The organism is Bradyrhizobium diazoefficiens (assembly GCF_016616885.1).
In the GTDB taxonomy this organism is placed as follows: Bacteria; Pseudomonadota; Alphaproteobacteria; order Rhizobiales; family Xanthobacteraceae; genus Bradyrhizobium; species Bradyrhizobium diazoefficiens_F.
The window spans coordinates 2259907-2278737 of sequence record NZ_CP067102.1 but is presented as its reverse complement, the minus strand read 5'-3'; the positions used below and the strand labels follow the sequence as shown (position 1 = coordinate 2278737).

The window sequence follows — 18831 nt, the reverse complement described above, 5'->3', positions numbered from 1 at the left end:
ACAGCCTATTTCGTCATCTGCCCCCGCAGCTCGCCACCCGGATTGGCCGCGGTGTGGACGTTCGCATACCATTTGCTGGCCAGCAGATCAGCAGCCTGCGCCTCGGTAAGGGTCGCCGTTCCCTGGATCGGGCTTTGCGCAGATTTGAACGGAAGCGCGATGCCGGCATTCTTGCCGGCCTCGCTCGGTCCATGGAAATGCGCGCCGAGCGCGGGACCGGTCAGATTCGCGTAGGTGACCGTGTAGGTCAGGACCTTTGGTATCGGTGTCGAAAGCCGCCTCGGCCTTGCCGGAGCCGGAGCTTGTGTTGGGCGGCACCTCGTTGCTCCCCTTGAGTTCCGCCTGCAATTTGATCACTTCGGCACTGGCGGCCGTCACGAGAAGAGGCGGGAGCGCAAATACCAACGCACCCGCCAGGCACACGGCTCTCATCATGGCAACCTCCCCAGCCCGGATCGCGTTGGCTTCGACCTGTTCCGGTGTGAAACACCAGAGGTCGCGCCAAATTCCGGCTGGATGATTATGCCTGATTCGAACGGAGCCGACTGCTGCCGGAGCGACGGACTTACGCCACGCCGCGCCTGAAGCTGTCCTGATCGGAGCTGAGGCCGCCGGACATCTGCCGATGCGCTTCCCGCAACGCCATGATCGCGTCATCAAGGCCGAATTCGCCTTCGCGAATGGTCTCGAAGAACCGCGCCATCAAGGCGACGTCCAGCTTGACGCGGGTGTTTCCATCGCGGCTCTTGCGGCGATCGAGCGACAGATGCAGCGCCTGCACCCTGGCCTCGGCGGCAGTGCAGCCGCTGAGTGTCGCGAGTTCTTCATAAGTCATCCAGATCTGAGGCATATCCCTGTCCGCCTTTTGTTATGGGCCTCAACCTAGATTTCACATCTAAAAGCACTGTTGCCGCGGCGCGGTCTCCAGGCACTTTCGCGCCAACAGCGTCAACGCAAAGCTAAGGCGCAAGGCACACATCAGGACGCGGGGGGCCTGGAAGGCGTAAACGGCGGTCGCGGCCGCGACCGGCTGTCGAGCCCCTTGGGCAGTTTGTCGGGATTGAGCTTGAGGACCGCGCATTTGGCGTCGGCTGGCAGCGCTTCTTCCTGGCTGTAGATCAGCGTGCAGTCGAACCTGACCTCAGGCGCCTCTCGCGCCGTACCCGAGCATGTCGCCATCGCGCCGCTACACAGGCCGGTGAGATCGACCTCGACTTCATCGGGACCAAACACGCTCGGATTGCCTTCGGCATGGCGCTTCACGGTCAGCACAGCCGAGAAACGCTGCTGATCGAGCTGATAGGAACCGCCATAGGTGAAGAAGCTGTCGCGGCCCGAGATCCGCCCCTCGACCAATTCGACGAGGCCTGTGCCCTGGCCGCGCGGGGTTCTGAACCAGGCCGCGTATTTGCCGTCTCTCAGCATGAGAATCATCCGTCGCAATACCCAAACGTATTTGCGACCAACTCTGGGGCGCGGCAATGACAAATAAGGCGCGTATTCCGCGACGGTTAACGCCCTGCAAAACCAACTCATCAAATTGCCGGTGCCGCATGTACGCGACGTCGGCACAAACTCAAAACAGTTCGATGCCGTCATCCGCAGGCGCGACCGCCTCGACCCGGCGGGCGGCGGCGCTCGACGACAGTCCGAGAGCTTGCAAGAACTCCCGGTGGACGTCGCGCTCGCGCTCCATCGTGTAGCGCGCGAAGAGATCGTCGAGCAGCGCCGCGTCCTGCGGCTGCGGCCGACGCGTGCCGGCGCTTGCCGTCTCGAGACGCGCAGCGACGGTCGGCAGTGCCGCAGAGCTCTCGCCAAGCGAGCTCATCAAGCCTTGCGCCGAATTCATCAGGCCCTCGAACTCGGCGCCTTCGTCGACGAGCCGGCTCATCAGCTTGCCGAGCCGTTCGTTGCCGGCTTCGACCTCGCGTAGCGCCTGGAGAATCTGCGGCTCTAGATTGGCGAGCTGCGTGGGATCGCCCTGGATGCGGAGCTCCTTCAACTCGTTGGCGGAGCGCTCGATGCCGTCGAGCACGGGCCGCAAACGCCCGGCGCCGGCCGAGACGTGGTCGGCGGTCGCCTTGAGCTCGTTGGCGATGACGACGAAGGCGCTACCGCGGCTGCCGAGATGGCTCGCCTTGAGGCCAGCATTCATGCCGATCAGCGTGATGTCGACAGAGGCTTCAGCCAGTCCCGCAATGGCCTGGCGGAATTTCGCCAGCGTATCCTCGACGACCGCGAGCGCCTCATCGACCGAGCGTCCGGCGCTCTCGCAAGTGCCGATCAGGATCGAAGCCTGCGCCAGCGTCTGCTTGATGCGGGTCAGGAACGAGGAGGACGAATCGTTCTCGCCGCCGAACAGCGAACGACCGTGACCGACGACGCCACTTGCATCGTTCAGGATCGCTGTCAGCGCGCGGATGATATGGCCGATGTCGCCGCCGAACTCGCGCTGCGCGTCCCTGAGCTGGGCCGCCTGCAACTTTCTGATCGCATGCGCGCCGTCATCGCTTGTGACCGGCTTCGGGGCAAGGCTCGGCGCGGTGTCGGACGAGAGGCGTAAGCCGTGGCAGACATGTTCGAGGCGCTGCCGCGTGCTGTCGCCGGCTTGCAAAGAAATGATCGCGCCACCGACCGCCTCGGCGATCTTTCGCGTGCTGCCGCTGGCGAGATCGGCGAGATGGCTGCTCTTGCTGCGCTGATCGCGCAGGCCGGAATAGGCGGCACCGAGTTCGGCGCTCTCCGCGACCAGCTGATCGCCGTAGCTTCTCTCGAACTCCTTCTGCCGGCCGGAGGCGGTGGCGACCGCGTCCGACAGTCGCTGCTGGTCTCGCGCGCATCCCTCGATCGAACCCTGCACGGCCTTGCCGAGATCATAGGCCTCCTGCGTGAAGGCGAGAAAGCCCTCGCGATCACCATCGAGCGAAGCCGCCTCGATCCGCGCGCTGCGCGCGATGATGGTGATCATCTGGATATGCTTGAACAGCGGCTTGAGGAGCGCGGAAGCCTCGCTCGTGCTCTTGCCGATCGTCGCCAGCAGCGCACTCTCGGCCGGCAGCGCCCGCGCCAGCTCGCTCAGCCGTGCCGCGATCTCCTGCAGGGCGGTCGCGGCGCCCTCGATCTCGGCACCGGAGAGTTCTCTGGAGAGAGACGCAAGACCTTGATTCAGCTCCTTGAATATGATGTGGCCACGACCGAGCTCGTGGCCGACGCGCGCGAACACGTCCTCGATGCGCGACGAGACGTCCTCGACTGCGGCGATCGCATCTGTCAAACTGCTGGCCGGAATGGCAGACATCGCGATCAACCCACCGCCGCCGCGTGTCCGGCCTGGTACCACTGCATGATCTCGCGCGGGATCTGGTGCAGCGCGACCACCTTCTCGACCCCGCCATGGGCGATGGCTTCCTTGGGCATGCCGAACACCACGCAGCTTTCTTCGTCCTGCGCACGGGTCGAGGCGCCGAGCTTGCGCATCTCCAGCATGCCGCGTGCGCCGTCATCGCCCATGCCGGTCATGATGACACTAAGCGCATTGGCACCGGCATGCTGGGCCGCGGAGCGAAACAGCACATCGACGGAGGGCCGATGCCGCGACACCGGCGGGCCGTCCTTGATCGCGACCTGATAGCGCAGGCCGATGCGCTGGAGCAGCATGTGGCGGGCGCCCGGCGCGATATAGGCCCAGCCCGGCAGCACCGGCTCGCCGTCCTCGGCCTCCTTGACGCGGATCTGGCAGACGCCGTCGAGGCGCTTGGCGAAGGCAGCGGTGAAGCCCGCCGGCATATGTTGGACGATCAGGATGGGAGGACAGTTCGCCGGCAGCATTTCGAGGACGTCGTTGAGCGCCTCCGTTCCCCCGGTCGAGGCACCGATGCACACGATGCGCTCGGTCGTCGGCCGAGCCTTGCCCTGCACCGGCGGCGGGATGATGGCGTCGGCCGTCAGCTTCTTCTCGATCACACGCCGTTCCGTGCGCGGCCGCACGCGCGCGCGCGCCGCCGACTTCACGGACTCACGCAGTCGTGTGGAGCATTCCAGCAGCGCCTGCCGCGTGTCGATCTTCGGCTTGGGCACGATATCGACAGCGCCGGCCTCGAACGCCTCGAACATCACATTCGAGCCTTCTTCGGTCAGCGACGAGCAGATGATCACCGGGATCGGACGCTGCGCCATGATCTTGCGCAGAAACGTCATGCCGTCCATGCGCGGCATCTCGAGGTCGAGGATCATGACGTCAGGGATTTCGTCCTGGAGACGCCGCGCCGCGACGAACGGATCGGACGCCGTCGCCATCACCTCGATATCAGGGTCGTCGTTGAGGATCGTGTGAAGAATTTGGCGCACCGACGCCGAATCGTCCACGATCAGTACGCGAACTTTCCCTTTCGGCATATTCGGCGGCGCTCCAATCAGACCTGAAAAATGGTGGGTTGAACCTGCTTCAAACCCGGAACGGAACTGTGAACCATGGATTCCGAATGGCCGACCAGCAAATAGCCGCCGGGCCGCAGATGACTGCAAAGCTGCTCGACGACCTTGCGCTGCGTCGGCTTGTCGAAATAGATCAACACATTGCGGCAGAAAATCACGTCGACGTCCCGGTCGACGGGATAGGATGTATCCATCAAGTTCATCCGCATGAAATGCGTCATGCGCCGCAATTCCGGCACGACCCGCACTTCGTCGCGCGACTTGTCGCGCGACGACAGGAAATATCGCTTCACGAACGGCTCGGGCACCGGCGCCAGCACATCGCGGGTGTAGATCGCGGTCTTGGCGAGGCGTAGCACCGCAGTGGAGATGTCGGTTCCGAGGATGCGGTACTGAAACCGCGATCCGTTCCGCGTCATGTCGTCCAGCACCATCGCGGTGGTGTAGGCCTCCATGCCGGTGGAGCTCGCCGAGCTCCAGAATTTCAGGTTCGCATTGTTGCGGCCGTGCGACTTGAGCAGCGCCGGGATGGCAATGTCCCGCATGAACGTGAAATGCTGCGGCTCGCGGAAGAAGTCGGTCTTGTTGGTGGTCACCACATCGATGAGATGGGTGAGCTCGGTATCGAAATGATCGGCCTCGAACAGGTTGTCGACATATTCGTTCAGGTCGGAGAAATTCAGTGCGCGCACGCGCTTGTGCAGGCGTCCCTCCAGCATCAGCCGCTTGCCCTGCGGCAGCTTGATGCCGACCTGGCCTTCGATCAGTTCGGCAATGGTCCGGAAATGACGATCCGACAGATGCACGGCCATATTCAGCGCGGCCGGCATCATGGCCGCCTGCCCCGGCCCTGAAGGCCCGCATGCAATGAATGTCGGGCCAACCGGGCCATTTTGAATCCTGGCGTTTACACAACAGCAGAAGAGCACAGGCCCCCCGGGGGACGGACGTATCCCCGGAAAATCTCAGCGCTGAAAATCGGCGTCCCGATCATCCTCACCGTCGTTCATGTCGAAGGCAAAGCCACTGCCGCCGCCTGCGGCCTTGATGGTACGCCCCGGCCTGGCCTGCGGCTTCTTGGCAGGGCGCTCGGCCGCCGCCATGGTCGCGGCCTTGGCGCGGAGCTGATCGACCGCCCGGTCGATCGGCGCCGGCGCATGGCTCTTTCCGCCATGCTCGATGCGGAAATAGGCGATCGTCGATTGGAGCTGCTCGGCCTGCGAGGCCAGTTCTTCCGAGGTCGAGGACACCTCTTCGGAAGCGCTGGCGTTCTGCTGGCCGACCTTGTCGAGCTGCTGGATGGCCTGGTTGATCTGGGCCGAGCCGACGTCCTGCTCGCGGCAGGCCGCGGTGATTTCCTCGACGAGCTCGGCGGTTTTCTTGATGTCGGGAACGAGCTTCGCGAGCATGGAGCCCGCTTCCTGCGCCACCTTGACGGTGTCGGCCGAGAGCGTGCCGATCTCCGCGGCAGCCGCCTGGCTGCGCTCGGCGAGCTTGCGGACTTCGGAGGCGACCACTGCAAAACCCTTGCCGTGCTCGCCGGCGCGCGCCGCCTCGACCGCCGCATTGAGCGCGAGCAAGTCGGTCTGGCGTGCGATCTCCTGCACGATGGTGATCTTCTCGGCGATGGTCTGCATCGCGTTGACGGCACGGCCGACCGCAGCACCGCTGGCCTCGGCGTCCTTGGCCGACTGCGCGGCGATCTTCTCGGTCTGGTTGGCGTTGTCGGCGTTCTGCTTCACGTTCGAAGCCATCTCTTCCATCGAGGATGAAGCTTCCTCGGCGGACGAGGCCTGCTCGGTCGCGCCCTGCGAAAGCTGCTCGGCGCTGGCCGAGAGCTCCTGGCTGCCGGCGGAAACGTTTTGCGCCGCGGTCAAGGCTTCCGACACGATCTGACGGAGCTTTTCCACCATGCGCACGAGCGCGAGGCCGAGCGTGTCCTTGTCCGACAGCGCCTTGGCTTCGACGGTGAGGTCGCCCTGTGCGATCTGGTTGGCGACCGCCGCCGTGGCGTTCAGGTTCACCGTCATCGCGCTCAGCGACTTGATGAGATCGCCGATCTCGTCATTGCTCGAGGACTCGATCTTCTGGCTGAGATCGCCGATCGCGACCGCGTCGGCAAGGCCGACGGCCTGGGCCAGCGCGCGACTGATATTGAGCGCGATCCAGGTGGCCGCAACAACGGCGATCAGGAGCGAAGCAATCACCAGGCCCATCAGCAGCATCTCGGCGCGGGCACCGTCCTGCTTGGACTGCTCGGCCTGCTCCGCCATGTTCTTCTTGACGTTCTTGATGTAGCCGTCAGCCGCCTCCAGGACATCCGCGACGACCTTGCGGCCGTCATGCATGGAGCGGTCCAGTGCCTTCGGCTTGTCGGTCTTCGCAAGCCTGACCGTCTCGTCCTGATAGGCGTTCAGCCTGGCGAACGCGACGGAGAAATTCTCCATCAGCTTCTTGCCGCTTTCGCTGGCCGCCGCGGTGATTTCGTCCTTGGACTTGGTCAGCGCTTCGCGATTCTTGGCGAGGTCGGCGACGAACTGGTCGTATTCGGCATCGCTTGCCGCGAGGATCGAGTTCTTCTCGGCGCGCACCAGGAACAGCGCGCCTTCCTTGAGCTCGGCAGCCTTTTCCATCCGGCCCGCACGGCTAACCAGCACCTCGGTGGTGCCGACCATATCCGACAGCTTCAAATAGCCGACAGCACCGGCGATCATGGACAGCAGGATGACGACGCCGAAGGCGCTGGCGAGCTTGGCTTTGACGGTGAATCTCATGTCAGTCTCGTTGGTTCGAATTGAGGTGGTACGCTCATCCACGCATACTCTCGTAAAACTCAGGCGGCGCGAGGCGCCTCGCCCGGTAGCTCATCATTCGCCATCAGCTTGGCGAGATCGAAGATGACGACGAATTTCTCGCCCTTGCGGCCGATGCCGGCGGCATAGTCGGACTGCCACTTGCCGCCTACCTCGGGGATCGGCTCGATCGCCTGTTCGTCGATGTCGGTGACCTCGAACACGCAGTCGGCGACGAAGCCGACGCCGACCAGGCGCTCTTTCATCGGCACATCGAGGATAATGATGCGGGTCGCCTCGGTGGCAGCCACGGCCGGGAGGCCGAGCTTGGTCCGGAGATCCACGATCGGGTAGCCCGCGCCGCGCACGTCGATCATGCCGAGCAGGAAATTCGGCGCATGCGGCAGACGCGAGATCGGCCGCATGTCGAGAATTTCCCGCACGTTGCGGATCGAGATGCCGAACGTCTCGCCGGCGAGCCCGAGCGTCAGATATTGCGAGGTTGCGGCCATTGCTCAGTCCAGGGTCCGATGGTTCTAGTGGTCAGCGCTGAAACTCGGCGTCGCGATCGTCTTCGCCGTCATGCATATCGAAAGCGAAGCCGCCGCCACCCGCGACCTTCATCGCGCGCGCCGGCTTGCGAGCGGGCACGGGCTTCTTCGCGCCACGATCAGCGGCCTGCATCTGCCCCGCCTTGCTGCGGAGTTGGGTGACGGCGCGGTCGATCGGCGCGGACGGAGCGCTCTCCCCGCGCCCGCCCTGCTCGATGCGGAAGAACGAGATGGTCGACTGCAGCTGCTCGGCCTGCGAGGCCAGTTCTTCCGAGGTCGAGGACACCTGCTCGGAAGCGCTGGCGTTCTGCTGGCCGACCTTGTCGAGCTGCTGGATCGCCTGGTTGATCTGCGAGGTGCCGACGTCCTGCTCGCGGCAGGCGGCTGTGATCTCCTGCACCAGCTCTGCAGTCCTCTTGATGTCGGGCACGAGCTTCGACAGCATGTCGCCGGCTTCCTGCGCAACCTTCACGGTCTCGCTCGAGAGCGTGCCAATGTCGGCCGCGGCGGCCTGGCTGCGCTCGGCAAGCTTGCGCACTTCGGAGGCGACCACCGCAAAGCCCTTACCGTGCTCGCCGGCGCGGGCGGCTTCGACCGCGGCGTTCAAGGCAAGCAGGTCAGTCTGACGCGCAATCTCCTGCACGATGGTGATCTTCTCGGCGATGGTCTGCATCGCCTGGACGGCGCGGCCCACCGCAACGCCGCTGGCTTCGGCATCCTTGGCCGACTGCGCCGCGATCTTCTCGGTCTGGTTGGCGTTGTCGGCGTTCTGTTTCACGTTCGAGGCCATCTCCTCCATCGATGAGGACGCTTCCTCGGCGGACGACGCCTGCTCGGTCGCACCCTGCGACAGTTGCTCGGCGCTGGCCGAGAGTTCCTGGCTGCCGGCGGAGACGTTATTGGCCGCGGTGAGCGCTTCGGCAACGATCTGCCTGAGCTTCTCGACCATTGCGTTCAGCGATTTGATGAGATCGCCGACCTCGTCGTTGCTGGCAGAGGGAATGGTCTGGTTGAGATCGCCACCGGCGACTGCGCCTGCGAGTCCGACCGCACGCCCCAGCGAACGGCTGATGCTGATCGAAATCCAGAGCGCCGCGGCGATAGCCACGGCAAGCGAGACTCCGATCACGCTCATCAGCATGAATTGCGCCTGTTGGCCCTCCGCCTTGGACTGGACCGCCTGCTCCGCCATCTGCCGCTTCGTGTTGACGACATAGGCGCCCATCGCTTCCATCGCGTCGGCGACGACCTTGCGGCCGTCACCCATCGAGCGCTCTGTCGCCTTGGCCTTGTCGATCTTGCCCAGCCTGATCGTCTCTTCCTGGTAGGCATTCATCTTGGCGTAGGCCACAACGAAGCTGTCCAGGAGCTTCTTGCCGCCTTCGCTCGCCAGCGCATAAACCTCGTCTTTGATCTTCGTCGCATTTTCGCGAAGCTTGACTGCATCGGCGGCGAACTGTTCGGCCTGGGCTTCCGTGCCGAGAATGGAGTTTTTCTCCGCACGAAGCTGGAGCAGAATGTCCTTCTCGATCTGCGTCGCCTTCTCCATACGCGTGGCGCGCAGGACCATGCTGTCGGCGGTCGCCATCATGTCGCCGAGCTTCATGTAGGCCACGCCTCCTGCCACCATGGATAGGACAATGATGGCGCCAAAAGCGCTTGCCAGCTTGGCCTTGACCGTAAATCGCATGTGCTGCCCCTAATCCCAGCCTCAGCCCTCGAGACCTTGGTTTAATTCAGAATACGTTCCATGTTCGGAACGATGACGAACTCTTCACGCCACTTGGCGATGAAGCGAATGAATTCCGGCTTCCAGTGCATGCCGACGCGCGGCGTCTGCTGCACGTCGGTCTGCGAGATTTCCGTGACCTCGTAGACCTTGTCGGCGGTGACGCCGACCAGGACCGGCTCGTTGTCGAGCTCGATTTCGATGACGACGATGCGGGTGTCGGCCGAGTTGTCGAGCTGCGGCATCCCGAAGCGGATGCGCAGGTCAGCCAGCGGAATGACGTTGCCGCGCACGTTGATGACGCTGGGAACGAAGGCGCGCGCGCCTGCAACCCTGGTCACGGGCACGGGATCGATGATCTCGCGCACGAGACCCGCGTCCAGCGCGAATTTTTCCTCGCCGAGCCCGATCATCACGACCTGCATCGCGTCGGCCTGGTGTTCACCTGCCAAACCGTCGGTCATCACGCCGCCTCGCTGATGTGCTGCTTCTCGATCTTCGACTGCGCCATCGCGACGAGCTGCGCGACGTCGAGGATCAGCGCAGCCGTGCCGTCACCCAGGATGGTCGCACCGGAGAAGATCGTAACGTCGGAATGGAGCTTGGAGAGCGACTTGATCACGGTCTGGTGGTTGCCGATGATCTGGTCGGCGACGAGGCCGACGTGAGTTTCGCCGGTCGAAATGATGATCGTCTTCTGGTGCCGATCAGGCGTACCCGACGCCGACATGATCTCGCGCAGGCGGAGGAAGGGCACGAGGTTGCCACGCACGTTGAGGAAGTTGCGGCCGCGGGAGCGTTCGTCCTCGGCGGTCAGCTCGATGCATTCCTCCACCGCCGACAGCGGGATGATGTAGCGGCCTTCGCCGACGCGGATCAACAGGCCTTCGATGATCGCGAGCGTCAGCGGCAGGCGCAACGTCACCGTAGTGCCCTGGCCCGGCCGGGTCGACAGGTCGATCGAGCCACGCATGTTCTCGATGGTGCGTTTGACCACGTCCATGCCGACGCCGCGGCCGGACAGCGCGGAAATCGTCTGCGCGGTCGAGAAGCCCGGATGGAACAGGAATTGATGGATCTCGTGATCCGAGAGCACGGCACCAGCCGCGATCAGGCCCTGCTCTTCGGCCTTGGCGCGGATGCGGGCGGTGTTGAGGCCGCCGCCATTGTCCTTCACGGTGACGAGCACCTGCGCGCCGGAATGCACGGCCGCGAGCTCGATGCGGCCCTGCTCGGTCTTGCCGTTGGCGGAGCGGGTCGCGGTGTCCTCGATGCCGTGGTCGATGGCGTTGCGGATCAAATGCACCAGCGGATCGGCCAGGCACTCGATCATGGTCTTGTCGAGCTCGGTATCCTCGCCCGTGGTGACGAACTCGACCGGCTTCGACAGGTCGCGCGACAGGTCGTGGATCAGGCGGCGGAAGCGGCCGAACAGCGAGCCGATCGGCACCATGCGTGCGCCCATCGTGGTGTCGCGCAAGGAGGAAGCGAGGCGCTCGATCTCCTCGGCGATCATCTTGATCGAGAGATCGGAGCCGGAGGCGGCGAGCTGGGTCAGCCGCGCCTGGGCGATGACGAGCTCGCCGACGCGGTCCATCAGCTCGTCGAGGCGCTCGGCCTGAACGCGGACGGTGGCGATACCGCGATCATCGCGCTTGGCTTCGGCCTTCGGTTCGATCTTCGGGTCGGGCCTGGCATCGGATTTGGGCTCTGTCTTTGCGACAGCCGGCGCGGCGGCAGGCGCCGCGGCGGCCTCGACCAGCGGCGCGGGCATCTCGGCGACCGGCCCCTCGTCGAGGAGCTGGAACAGCGGCATCGGCGCGGGCGCTTCGACATGCTCCAGCGGCGAGAGAGTCAGCTTCATCTCGTCCGAGACGAACATGAAGACGTCGTCGATCGCGTCCTTGTCGCAGGCCGCGTGCAGCTTGACGTCCCACTTCAGATAGCAATCTTCCGGCTCCATCTCGTCGAGGAACGGGATGCCGTCGGTGACAGGCACGACGAAGCACGGACCGAGCTTGCAGAGGTCTTCCAGCAGGTCGAGCGGGTTCGAGCCGTTGCGCAGGATGTGGGACTCGAATTCCAGATAGAGATGCCAGCCGACCTGCTTGCTCTCGACGGGTGCCAGCGGCGGCGCTTCGGCGATTTCGGCAACCGGCGCGGCGGGCTGATCCGATGACACGAAGCGCTTGAGGTCGTCGAGGATGGCTTCGCCGATGATGTCGTCGGTCGACTGCGGATCCTCGATCAGCGTCCGGATATAGTCCTTGGCGGCGAGCGCGACCGAGATCAGCTCCTGGGTCGGCTTGATCTCGCCCTTGCGGACGCGGTCGAACGCAGTCTCGAATTCGTGGGTGAAGGAGGCGACCTTGTCGAAGCCGAACATCGCGCCCGAGCCCTTGATCGTGTGCAGGGCGCGGAAGGCGGAATCGACCAGCTCGCGGTCGTCGGGACGCTGGCCGAGGTCGAGCAGGGCCCCTTCCAGGACCTCGAACAGCTCGCTGGCTTCCTGGCGGAAGACCTCGGTCGGGTCCATCGCACTCATGCGCGCACCAGCTTTGCGACCACGGCGAGCAGCTGCTCGGGCTTGAACGGCTTCGTGATCCAGCCGGTGGCGCCGGCGCTCTTGGCTTCCTGTTTCACCGCATCGTTGGATTCGGTGGTCAGGAACACTATGGGCATGCCGACCGCGCTCGGCAGCTTGCGCAGCGCCTTGATCAGCTCCAGCCCGTTCATGACAGGCATATTAAGGTCGGTGATGACGAGATCGAGCTTGCCGGCCTGCGCCTTGGCGAGGCCTTGCGCGCCGTCACCGGCCTCGATCACGCTGTGACCGGCCGGCTCGAGCACGACCTTGATCATCTGCCGGATGCTGGGGGAATCGTCGACAGTGAGAATCGTGGCCATTAGACGCCATCTTTCTTTTGCGGGAAGTGCTGATCGATCATCGCCTCGCTGGCGAAGCCGGCACGGCGAAGGGTGTTGCGCAGAGACTGGGAGAATGAAGTCAGGACCACCGGGCGGCCTTGGGCATCGCCGGTCTTGGCAGCCGACAGCAGAAGCTGGATCGAGGTCACGTCGGCCTTGTCGACGCTGGAACAATCGATCTCGAGCCGGTCCTGCCGGCCGAACGCCTCGCGGATCAGGTCGTAGACACTGCGGATCGCAGCGATGCTGCAATCTGCAGGCAGTCGTAGGGACCACTTCGGCTCAGTGACATCAGACGACATTCGTCCCCCAAATTTCCCTCAGGATTCACTGCACGCATCGCGCGAATCCCGCACGACGACTATTCGCGTGGGAGAGTATGCAAACCCCTAATGGAATCCTCCGTACAACTACGGGTCACAATCCCCAAAACTTCGCGTATGCATGCAAGCGTGCATGGCCCGCTCAAATCTCATGCGCGACGCGCAACGTTGAGGCAGTTTGACGCGGCACAATTGTTTGCTTCTCGTTAAATCGCGCGGGCTATTCGTTGAGGTCACGCCTCGCCATCCGAACGAGTCCGGCCGCCGATGCTGACCCAAGCGCTTCTGGTTGACGACAGCCGCTCTGTCCTCAATTTCCTGAAACGTCATATCGAAGCAGAAGGCCTCGTCGAGGCCACCACCTTTCTCGATCCGGTCGAGGCGCTGGCTTGCGCGCGCGAGCGCGTCTTCGATCTCGTGCTCGTCGACTATGAGATGCCGCACATGGACGGCATTAGCTTCATCCGGACGCTTCGTACGCTGCCGGGATGCACCGACATCCCGATCGCGATGATCACGTCGCGGCAAACCGACGACATCAAAATGGAAGCGCTGCAGGCAGGTGCAACCGATTTCCTGCCCAAGGCACCGCAGAGCGTCGAGATGACCGTGCGGCTGCGGAATTTAATTCAGCTTGGTGCAGCCGTACGCAAGCTCAACGATCGCGCTGCACATCTGGCCAGCGAAGTCGCCGCCGCAACACGCAAGCTCGGCGAGCGCGAGGAAGAGATCATCCTGCGGCTCGCGCTTGCGGTCGAATACCGCGACAACGATACCGGCGAGCACACGCTGCGGGTCGCCCGCTACAGCCGGATCATCGCCGAGCAGCTCCGCCTCCCCGCCCGGCTCTGCCGCGACATCTATCTTGCCGCCCCGCTGCACGATGTCGGCAAGGTCGCCATTCCCGACAACATCCTGCTCAAGCCCGGCCGGCTGACCGACGACGAGATGGCGGTGATCCGCACCCATGCCACGATCGGCGAGAAGATTTTGGCCGACTCCAGCTGCGAGCTGATCCAGCTCGGTGCGCAAATTGCCGCAGGCCATCATGAGCGATGGGATGGCGCGGGCTATCCGAACGGCCTTAGGGCCGACGAGATCCCGATCGCCGCACGGGTGGTCGCGGTCGCCGACGTCTTCGACGCCCTGACGACACGGCGCCCATATAAGGAGCCGACGCCGCTGGACGTAGCGCGTGACTACCTGGTCGAGAACCAGGGACGGCAGTTCGACCCGGCCTGCGTCGAGGCCTTTCTGTCGCGCTGGGATGAGGTGGTGGGGATCGCGGCCGGGCAGGCTACGACGCCATTGCCGAAACCCGAGGCCACCCTCGCACCCTTTATAATATTAGGAGCGACCGGGAGATATTAGGAGCGACCGGGAGCCGTCCGAACCTGGACCGCACGGGCGAAGCCGCCGCGGCGGTCTGATATTGCGTCGACAGTAATGGTTTGCCGCGGCACCGTTTTCTGCCATCACCGGTTTGAACCTGTTCCTGCCGGGGTGCACCAATACCAAGAGTGATTCTGATCACACTTGCCTGGGCGATCGCCTGCTAGGCTCCCGCCGGGACGTGGATCAGTCGGGTATATCGTTCGAACTGGATGAAAAAGTCATGAGAAGCCTGATCGGTACGGTCGCCGGCGTGTTTTGCCTCGCGGCTCCCGCCATTGCCGAGACGCCCGCCGCCATCGTCGAGGACGTCCAGGGCAAGGTCGACGGCATCGAATTCATGGACTATGTGGCGCCCGGCAAGATCATCAAGCTCGGCCCCAAGGCCGGCATCACGCTCAGCTATCTCAAATCCTGCCTGCGCGAGACCATCACCGAGGGCGTCGTGCTGGTTGGCGCGGAGCAGAGCACCGTGCAGCTCGGCAACGTCCAGCGCGTCAAGGTGCCTTGCGACGCCAACGCCGCACAGCTCTCCGAGCGCGAGGCGAACCAGAGTGCGGCGACCACGTTCCGCAGCATGCGATCCGATGCCGGCAGCGCGCCGGCCAAGCTGCCGACGATCTACGGTACTGCGCCACTGATTCAGGCCAAGAGCGGCAGCACGCTGGTGATCGAACGCACCGACGGCAAGGAGCCCACGATCAGCCTCCCGCTCAAGACCGACATCGTGGTCGCCCGGAAATTCTATGACCTCTCGAAAGCCGGAAAGGCGCTGACTCCGGGCGGCAGCTATCTCGCGAAGCTCGGCACCAAACGCTACACTTTCCAGGTCGACGCCAGCGCGACCTCGTCGCCGACGCCGATCGTCGGCCGCCTGCTGCGGCTCGAATAGACGGCCCGCGACAGCAACGATGCGGCGGATCGGCAGGCGGGACATCGTTGCGGCGATCGTGATTGCGCTCGTTGCGGGCGCGGCTTTCACGTCTCCGCCGTTCCAGAGGCTGCAAGGTCTCTCGCTCGACATTCTCACGACGCTGCGCTGGAAGCTCATCGGCGATCGCCGCGATTCCGCGACGTCGCCGGTGGTCGTCGTGGCGATTGACGGCGAGACCTACGACACTCCGCCCTTCAAGGGATCGCCGACCCAGACCTGGACGCGCGAGATCGGCCGGGTGCTCGGCAGCATCACCGAGGGCGGCGCCAAGGTCATCGGATTCGACGTCATCTTTCCGAGCTCGATCGAGCAGTCGGAAATCCCCTTTGGCGACGCGTCGTTCGGCAGCCGTGTGAAGGGCTTCGATCGGGACTATCTGATCGCCCTGCGGAAGCTCTCCGACAGCGGCAAGCTCGTGCTTGGCGAAATTCTCAGCAACGACCATCCGGACAGGCCGGATCACGCGCAGCAGCTGGCGGTGAAAAATAACATCCGCGCGCTCAACGTCCATACCGACCCGGACGATGTGATCCGGCGGATGCCGCTGAGCTTCTCCATCGCGGGCCAGCCGGTACCAGCAATGGCCGTCGAACTCGCCTCGCGCGCGCTCGGCGCACAGCCCGAGACCGGGCCGGCCGGCGCGACGAATTTGTCCGGCTATGCGATCCCGAGCGCGGTCCCCAACGCGCTCACGCTCAACTTCCGCGGCATGGGCCGTGACGTTCCGGCCTATTCCTTCGCCGATCTGCGCGCCTGCGTCGAAAAGGGAGACATCGACTTCTTCCGCCGCGCCTTCGACGGCAAGATCGTGCTGCTCGGCAGCATCCTCAATTCCGATGACCGCAAGCTCACCTCGATGCACCTGTCCGGCGGATATGACGGGATACCGATGCAACGATGCGCCCGGCCCGCGCCTGCGAGCACCGCGCAACAAGCCCGCAGCGCGGTCGCCGGCGTCTTCGTCCACGCCACGGCCGTGCGAAATCTGCTCGAGCATGATGCCATTGCCGAGCTCGGCTTCCCGCCGCGCACGATCCTGACAATTGTGTTCGCGGCGATCATTGCCGCTGCCGCCTGCTTGCTCGCTCCGACGGGCGCGGCGATCACCTGGCTAGGGCTCACCGTCGCCTACGCGGCCGTCGCCGTCAGCACATTCGCGCATGCCATCGCGCTGCCCCTGACCGAGCCCGTGCTCGCGGGTCTCACCGCGCTCGCGATGATAATCGGCTACCGCTTCGTGATCGCCGATCGTGAGGAGCGTTTCCTGCGCAAGAGCTTTGCGTTCTATCTCGCGCCCGAGGTGATCGACGGCATGGTCGCCTCCGGCAAAATGCCGGTGCTCGGCGGCGAGATGCGTGACATCACCATGTTCTTCTCGGACCTCAGCGGCTTCTCCTCGATTGCCGAGAAGATGACGCCAAGCGAGCTGGTCGCGTTGATGAACGACTATCTCTCCGCCATGACCGACATCATCGAAAGCCATGGCGGCTATGTCGACAAATATATCGGCGATTCCATCGTCGCGATGTTCGGCGCACCGGCCGACGATCCCGATCATGCACGCAACGCGGTCGCTGCCGCGCTGCAATGCCGCGACCGGCTCGATGAGCTCAACGAAAGCCATCCCGCATTCCGGGGCCGCGGCCTCGCCCACCGCATCGGATTGAACAGCGGCGAAGCCGTGGTTGGCAATATCGGCTCGCGCCGGCGCTTCAACTATACCGTCATGAGCGATACCGTGAACCTCGCCTCGCGGCTCGAAGGCGCCAATAAATATTTTGGCACCGCGATCATGGCGTCCGAGATGACCGTCAACAAGAGCCGCAGCGCCTACACCTGGCGCGAGCTCGACATGGTCAGGGTGCAGGGACGCGACGAGCCGATCGGGGTGTACGAGCCGCTCGCCGAGAAGAACCAGGAGACGCAGGAGCAAGGCATCCGCGCAGCGACCTATGCCATGGGACTTGCGTACTGGCGTGCGCGCGACTTCGCCAAAGCGGCCGAGCTGTTCGAAAGTGCCGCCGGCGACGATCCGCCGTGCGAATATTTTGCCAGGCGTGCCCGGACACTGGCAGCGCATCCACCGCCGGCCGACTGGACGCCGGTGAATACGCTGGAAGGAAAGTAGCCAGGAGCGCTGACGTACCCTCTCCCCTTGTGGGCCCGCGCTGGACCCGCAGCTCCATGGCGGCGAGGGCTGATGTCTTGAGCGATCCGCGCTTTACTGGTGCGCTCGCTCCTGCACGGACTCCAACGGCGCTTCGTCCGGATGCCGCTTCTCGTAATGCAGGAAGAGATCGAGCAACGCCAGCAGCACGATGACGACGCCGAAGCCGATGCTCAGATGCATCGCCCGCGTATGCGGAAATCCGAGCAACCAGGGCGAAGCGATGAGCCAGACGCCCATGAGGACGTTGATCCATTCCTCCCAGTCCCGGTAAGCGATAATTGCTGCCAGCGAGAGCACGACGATGATTGCACTCGTGACCCAGAGGTCGATCTTGCCCTGACTATTGGTTAGCTTGAACAGCCACGGCGATATGAAGAGGACGGCGGCGAGAAACAGGTTGTAGACATCAGGGACAGTTTCGCGCTCTTGCAATCTGCTCATGACGCATCCTCCGCGGGGACCTGTCGAAGGAAAGATCGAGATGCGATTTGGTTCCCAACCAGCGGAGGCGTTCCGCCTAGACTTTGGTCGCAATCACGAACCGAACCGGCGGCGATAGTCCTGCGGCGCCGTGGCCAGCACGCGCAAAAAACTGCGGCGCATGGTCTCCTCCGACCCGAAGCCGCAGCGCTGGGATATCCGCTTCACCGGCAGGCGCGTCTCCGACAGCATCCGCCGCGCAGCCTCCACCCGCAGCCGCTCGATCGCCCGCAGCGGCGTCAATCCTGTCGCCCTGGCGTAATGGCGGCTGAAACTGCGTTCGCTCATGCCGGCCTCTCGCGCCAGTCTGGACAGCGAGAGATCGCCGGCGAGATGTTTACCGATCCATTGGTGTAGCGCGCCGAATTCGTCCTCGGCCGATTGCAGCGACAGCGCCTCGCTGAACTGCGCCTGCCCGCCCGGCCGCTTGAGGAAGACGACGAGATAACGCGCCACCGCTAGCGCTGTGGTGCGGCCGAGATCCTCCTCCACCAGGGCCAGCGCCAGATCGATGCCGGCAGTTACGCCGGCCGAGGTCCAGATTGTGCCGTCGCGCACGAAGATCGGATCGGGCTCGACGCGCACGGCCGGGAAACGCCGCGCGAGCTCGGCGCAATACGACCAATGTGTCACCGCGCGCCGTCCATCGAGTGCGCCCGATGCGCCGAGCAGAAATGCTCCGGTGCAGACCGATGCCACGCGCCGCGCTTTCTTCACGCGCTGCCGTAGCCAATCCAGCAGCAGCGGGTCGGAGGCGGCGAGATTGACACCCGGGCCTCCTGCGACCACCAGCGTGTCCAGCCCGCTGCCACCGCGCGGCAGTGCCTCCGTTGCAATCTCCAGTCCTGACGAAGCTGTCACACGCCCGCGATCTTTCGCCACCACGCGAAGCGCATAAGGCGGCGTTCCGCCTGCCTCCACGATCTGCTCGTTGGCGGTCGCGAACACCTGGAGCGGTCCAGTAACGTCAAGCAGCTGCACCGACGGATAGGCCAGCACTTCGATCACGCGCGCGGAAGTCCGCGCGGTGCGCGAAACGGAGCTTGGCGGGAAGCGAGGTGTCTTTGGCATTTGCGCCACAGCGTGCCCGGTTAGGTT

Annotated in this window: 17 protein-coding genes and 1 pseudogene; 3 read left to right on the top strand and 15 right to left on the bottom strand. The window is 64.2% G+C overall.

Annotated features, from left to right (window positions below; translation table 11 throughout):
• Nucleotides 1-5: 5 nt before the first annotated feature.
• The 13 genes and pseudogenes from JJC00_RS10285 to JJC00_RS10225 all read right to left on the bottom strand — a co-directional run bounded on the left by JJC00_RS10285 (nt 6) and on the right by JJC00_RS10225 (nt 12736).
• Nucleotides 6-435, bottom strand: a pseudogene (locus tag JJC00_RS10285) (CHRD domain-containing protein).
• Between the two features lie 130 nt (nt 436-565).
• Nucleotides 566-850 (bottom strand): hypothetical protein, encoded by a 285-nt coding sequence (locus JJC00_RS10280; RefSeq protein ID WP_200472462.1) that lies wholly within the window; start codon nt 848-850, stop codon nt 566-568.
• A 128-nt stretch (nt 851-978) separates the two neighbouring features.
• A complete protein-coding gene (locus JJC00_RS10275; protein ID WP_200472461.1) occupies nt 979-1425 on the bottom strand; it encodes a hypothetical protein in 447 nt (148 codons plus the stop codon).
• A gap of 151 nt (nt 1426-1576) precedes the next feature.
• A complete protein-coding gene (locus JJC00_RS10270) occupies nt 1577-3298 on the bottom strand; it encodes a chemotaxis protein (RefSeq protein ID WP_200472460.1) in 1722 nt (573 codons plus the stop codon).
• A 5-nt stretch (nt 3299-3303) separates the two neighbouring features.
• Complete coding sequence (locus JJC00_RS10265) at nt 3304-4395, bottom strand: protein-glutamate methylesterase/protein-glutamine glutaminase (RefSeq protein WP_200472459.1); 1092 nt, start codon at nt 4393-4395, stop codon at nt 3304-3306.
• A 17-nt stretch (nt 4396-4412) separates the two neighbouring features.
• Complete coding sequence (locus JJC00_RS10260; protein WP_200472458.1) at nt 4413-5267, bottom strand: CheR family methyltransferase; 855 nt, start codon at nt 5265-5267, stop codon at nt 4413-4415.
• 132 nt (nt 5268-5399) lie between these two features.
• Complete coding sequence (locus JJC00_RS10255) at nt 5400-7208, bottom strand: methyl-accepting chemotaxis protein (RefSeq protein ID WP_200472457.1); 1809 nt, start codon at nt 7206-7208, stop codon at nt 5400-5402.
• 59 nt (nt 7209-7267) lie between these two features.
• Complete coding sequence (locus JJC00_RS10250; RefSeq protein WP_200472456.1) at nt 7268-7738, bottom strand: chemotaxis protein CheW; 471 nt, start codon at nt 7736-7738, stop codon at nt 7268-7270.
• Between the two features lie 31 nt (nt 7739-7769).
• Nucleotides 7770-9467, bottom strand: coding sequence for a methyl-accepting chemotaxis protein (locus JJC00_RS10245; protein ID WP_200472455.1), 1698 nt, complete (start codon nt 9465-9467; stop codon nt 7770-7772).
• A 41-nt stretch (nt 9468-9508) separates the two neighbouring features.
• Nucleotides 9509-9970, bottom strand: coding sequence for a chemotaxis protein CheW (locus tag JJC00_RS10240; protein WP_200472454.1), 462 nt, complete (start codon nt 9968-9970; stop codon nt 9509-9511).
• Nucleotides 9970-12051 carry a chemotaxis protein CheA gene (locus JJC00_RS10235; RefSeq protein ID WP_200472453.1) on the bottom strand — a complete coding sequence of 694 codons (2082 nt, stop codon included), beginning with the start codon at nt 12049-12051 and terminating at the stop codon, nt 9970-9972. Before JJC00_RS10235 ends, JJC00_RS10240 begins: the two co-directional genes overlap by 1 nt.
• Nucleotides 12048-12413: a response regulator gene (locus JJC00_RS10230; RefSeq protein ID WP_194477495.1), complete on the bottom strand. Its 366-nt coding sequence runs from the start codon at nt 12411-12413 to the stop codon at nt 12048-12050. Before JJC00_RS10230 ends, JJC00_RS10235 begins: the two co-directional genes overlap by 4 nt.
• Complete coding sequence (locus tag JJC00_RS10225; protein ID WP_027532866.1) at nt 12413-12736, bottom strand: STAS domain-containing protein; 324 nt, start codon at nt 12734-12736, stop codon at nt 12413-12415. Before JJC00_RS10225 ends, JJC00_RS10230 begins: the two co-directional genes overlap by 1 nt.
• A gap of 288 nt (nt 12737-13024) precedes the next feature.
• Here JJC00_RS10225 and JJC00_RS10220 point away from each other — a divergent pair, with 288 nt between their 5' ends.
• The 3 genes from JJC00_RS10220 to JJC00_RS10210 all read left to right on the top strand — a co-directional run bounded on the left by JJC00_RS10220 (nt 13025) and on the right by JJC00_RS10210 (nt 17211).
• Nucleotides 13025-14128 (top strand): response regulator, encoded by a 1104-nt coding sequence (locus JJC00_RS10220; RefSeq protein ID WP_200472452.1) that lies wholly within the window; start codon nt 13025-13027, stop codon nt 14126-14128.
• 244 nt (nt 14129-14372) lie between these two features.
• On the top strand, nt 14373-15041 hold the full coding sequence (locus JJC00_RS10215) for a hypothetical protein (protein WP_200472451.1): 669 nt from the start codon (nt 14373-14375) through the stop codon (nt 15039-15041).
• A gap of 19 nt (nt 15042-15060) precedes the next feature.
• Nucleotides 15061-17211 (top strand): adenylate/guanylate cyclase domain-containing protein, encoded by a 2151-nt coding sequence (locus JJC00_RS10210; protein ID WP_200472450.1) that lies wholly within the window; start codon nt 15061-15063, stop codon nt 17209-17211.
• Nucleotides 17212-17304: 93 nt separating this feature from the next.
• Here JJC00_RS10210 and JJC00_RS10205 read toward each other — a convergent pair whose 3' ends face one another.
• Together JJC00_RS10205 and JJC00_RS10200 are read right to left on the bottom strand one after the other, a co-directional pair.
• Nucleotides 17305-17694 (bottom strand): SPW repeat protein, encoded by a 390-nt coding sequence (locus tag JJC00_RS10205; protein WP_200472449.1) that lies wholly within the window; start codon nt 17692-17694, stop codon nt 17305-17307.
• A gap of 93 nt (nt 17695-17787) precedes the next feature.
• Complete coding sequence (locus JJC00_RS10200) at nt 17788-18804, bottom strand: GlxA family transcriptional regulator (RefSeq protein WP_200472448.1); 1017 nt, start codon at nt 18802-18804, stop codon at nt 17788-17790.
• Nucleotides 18805-18831: the final 27 nt, after the last annotated feature.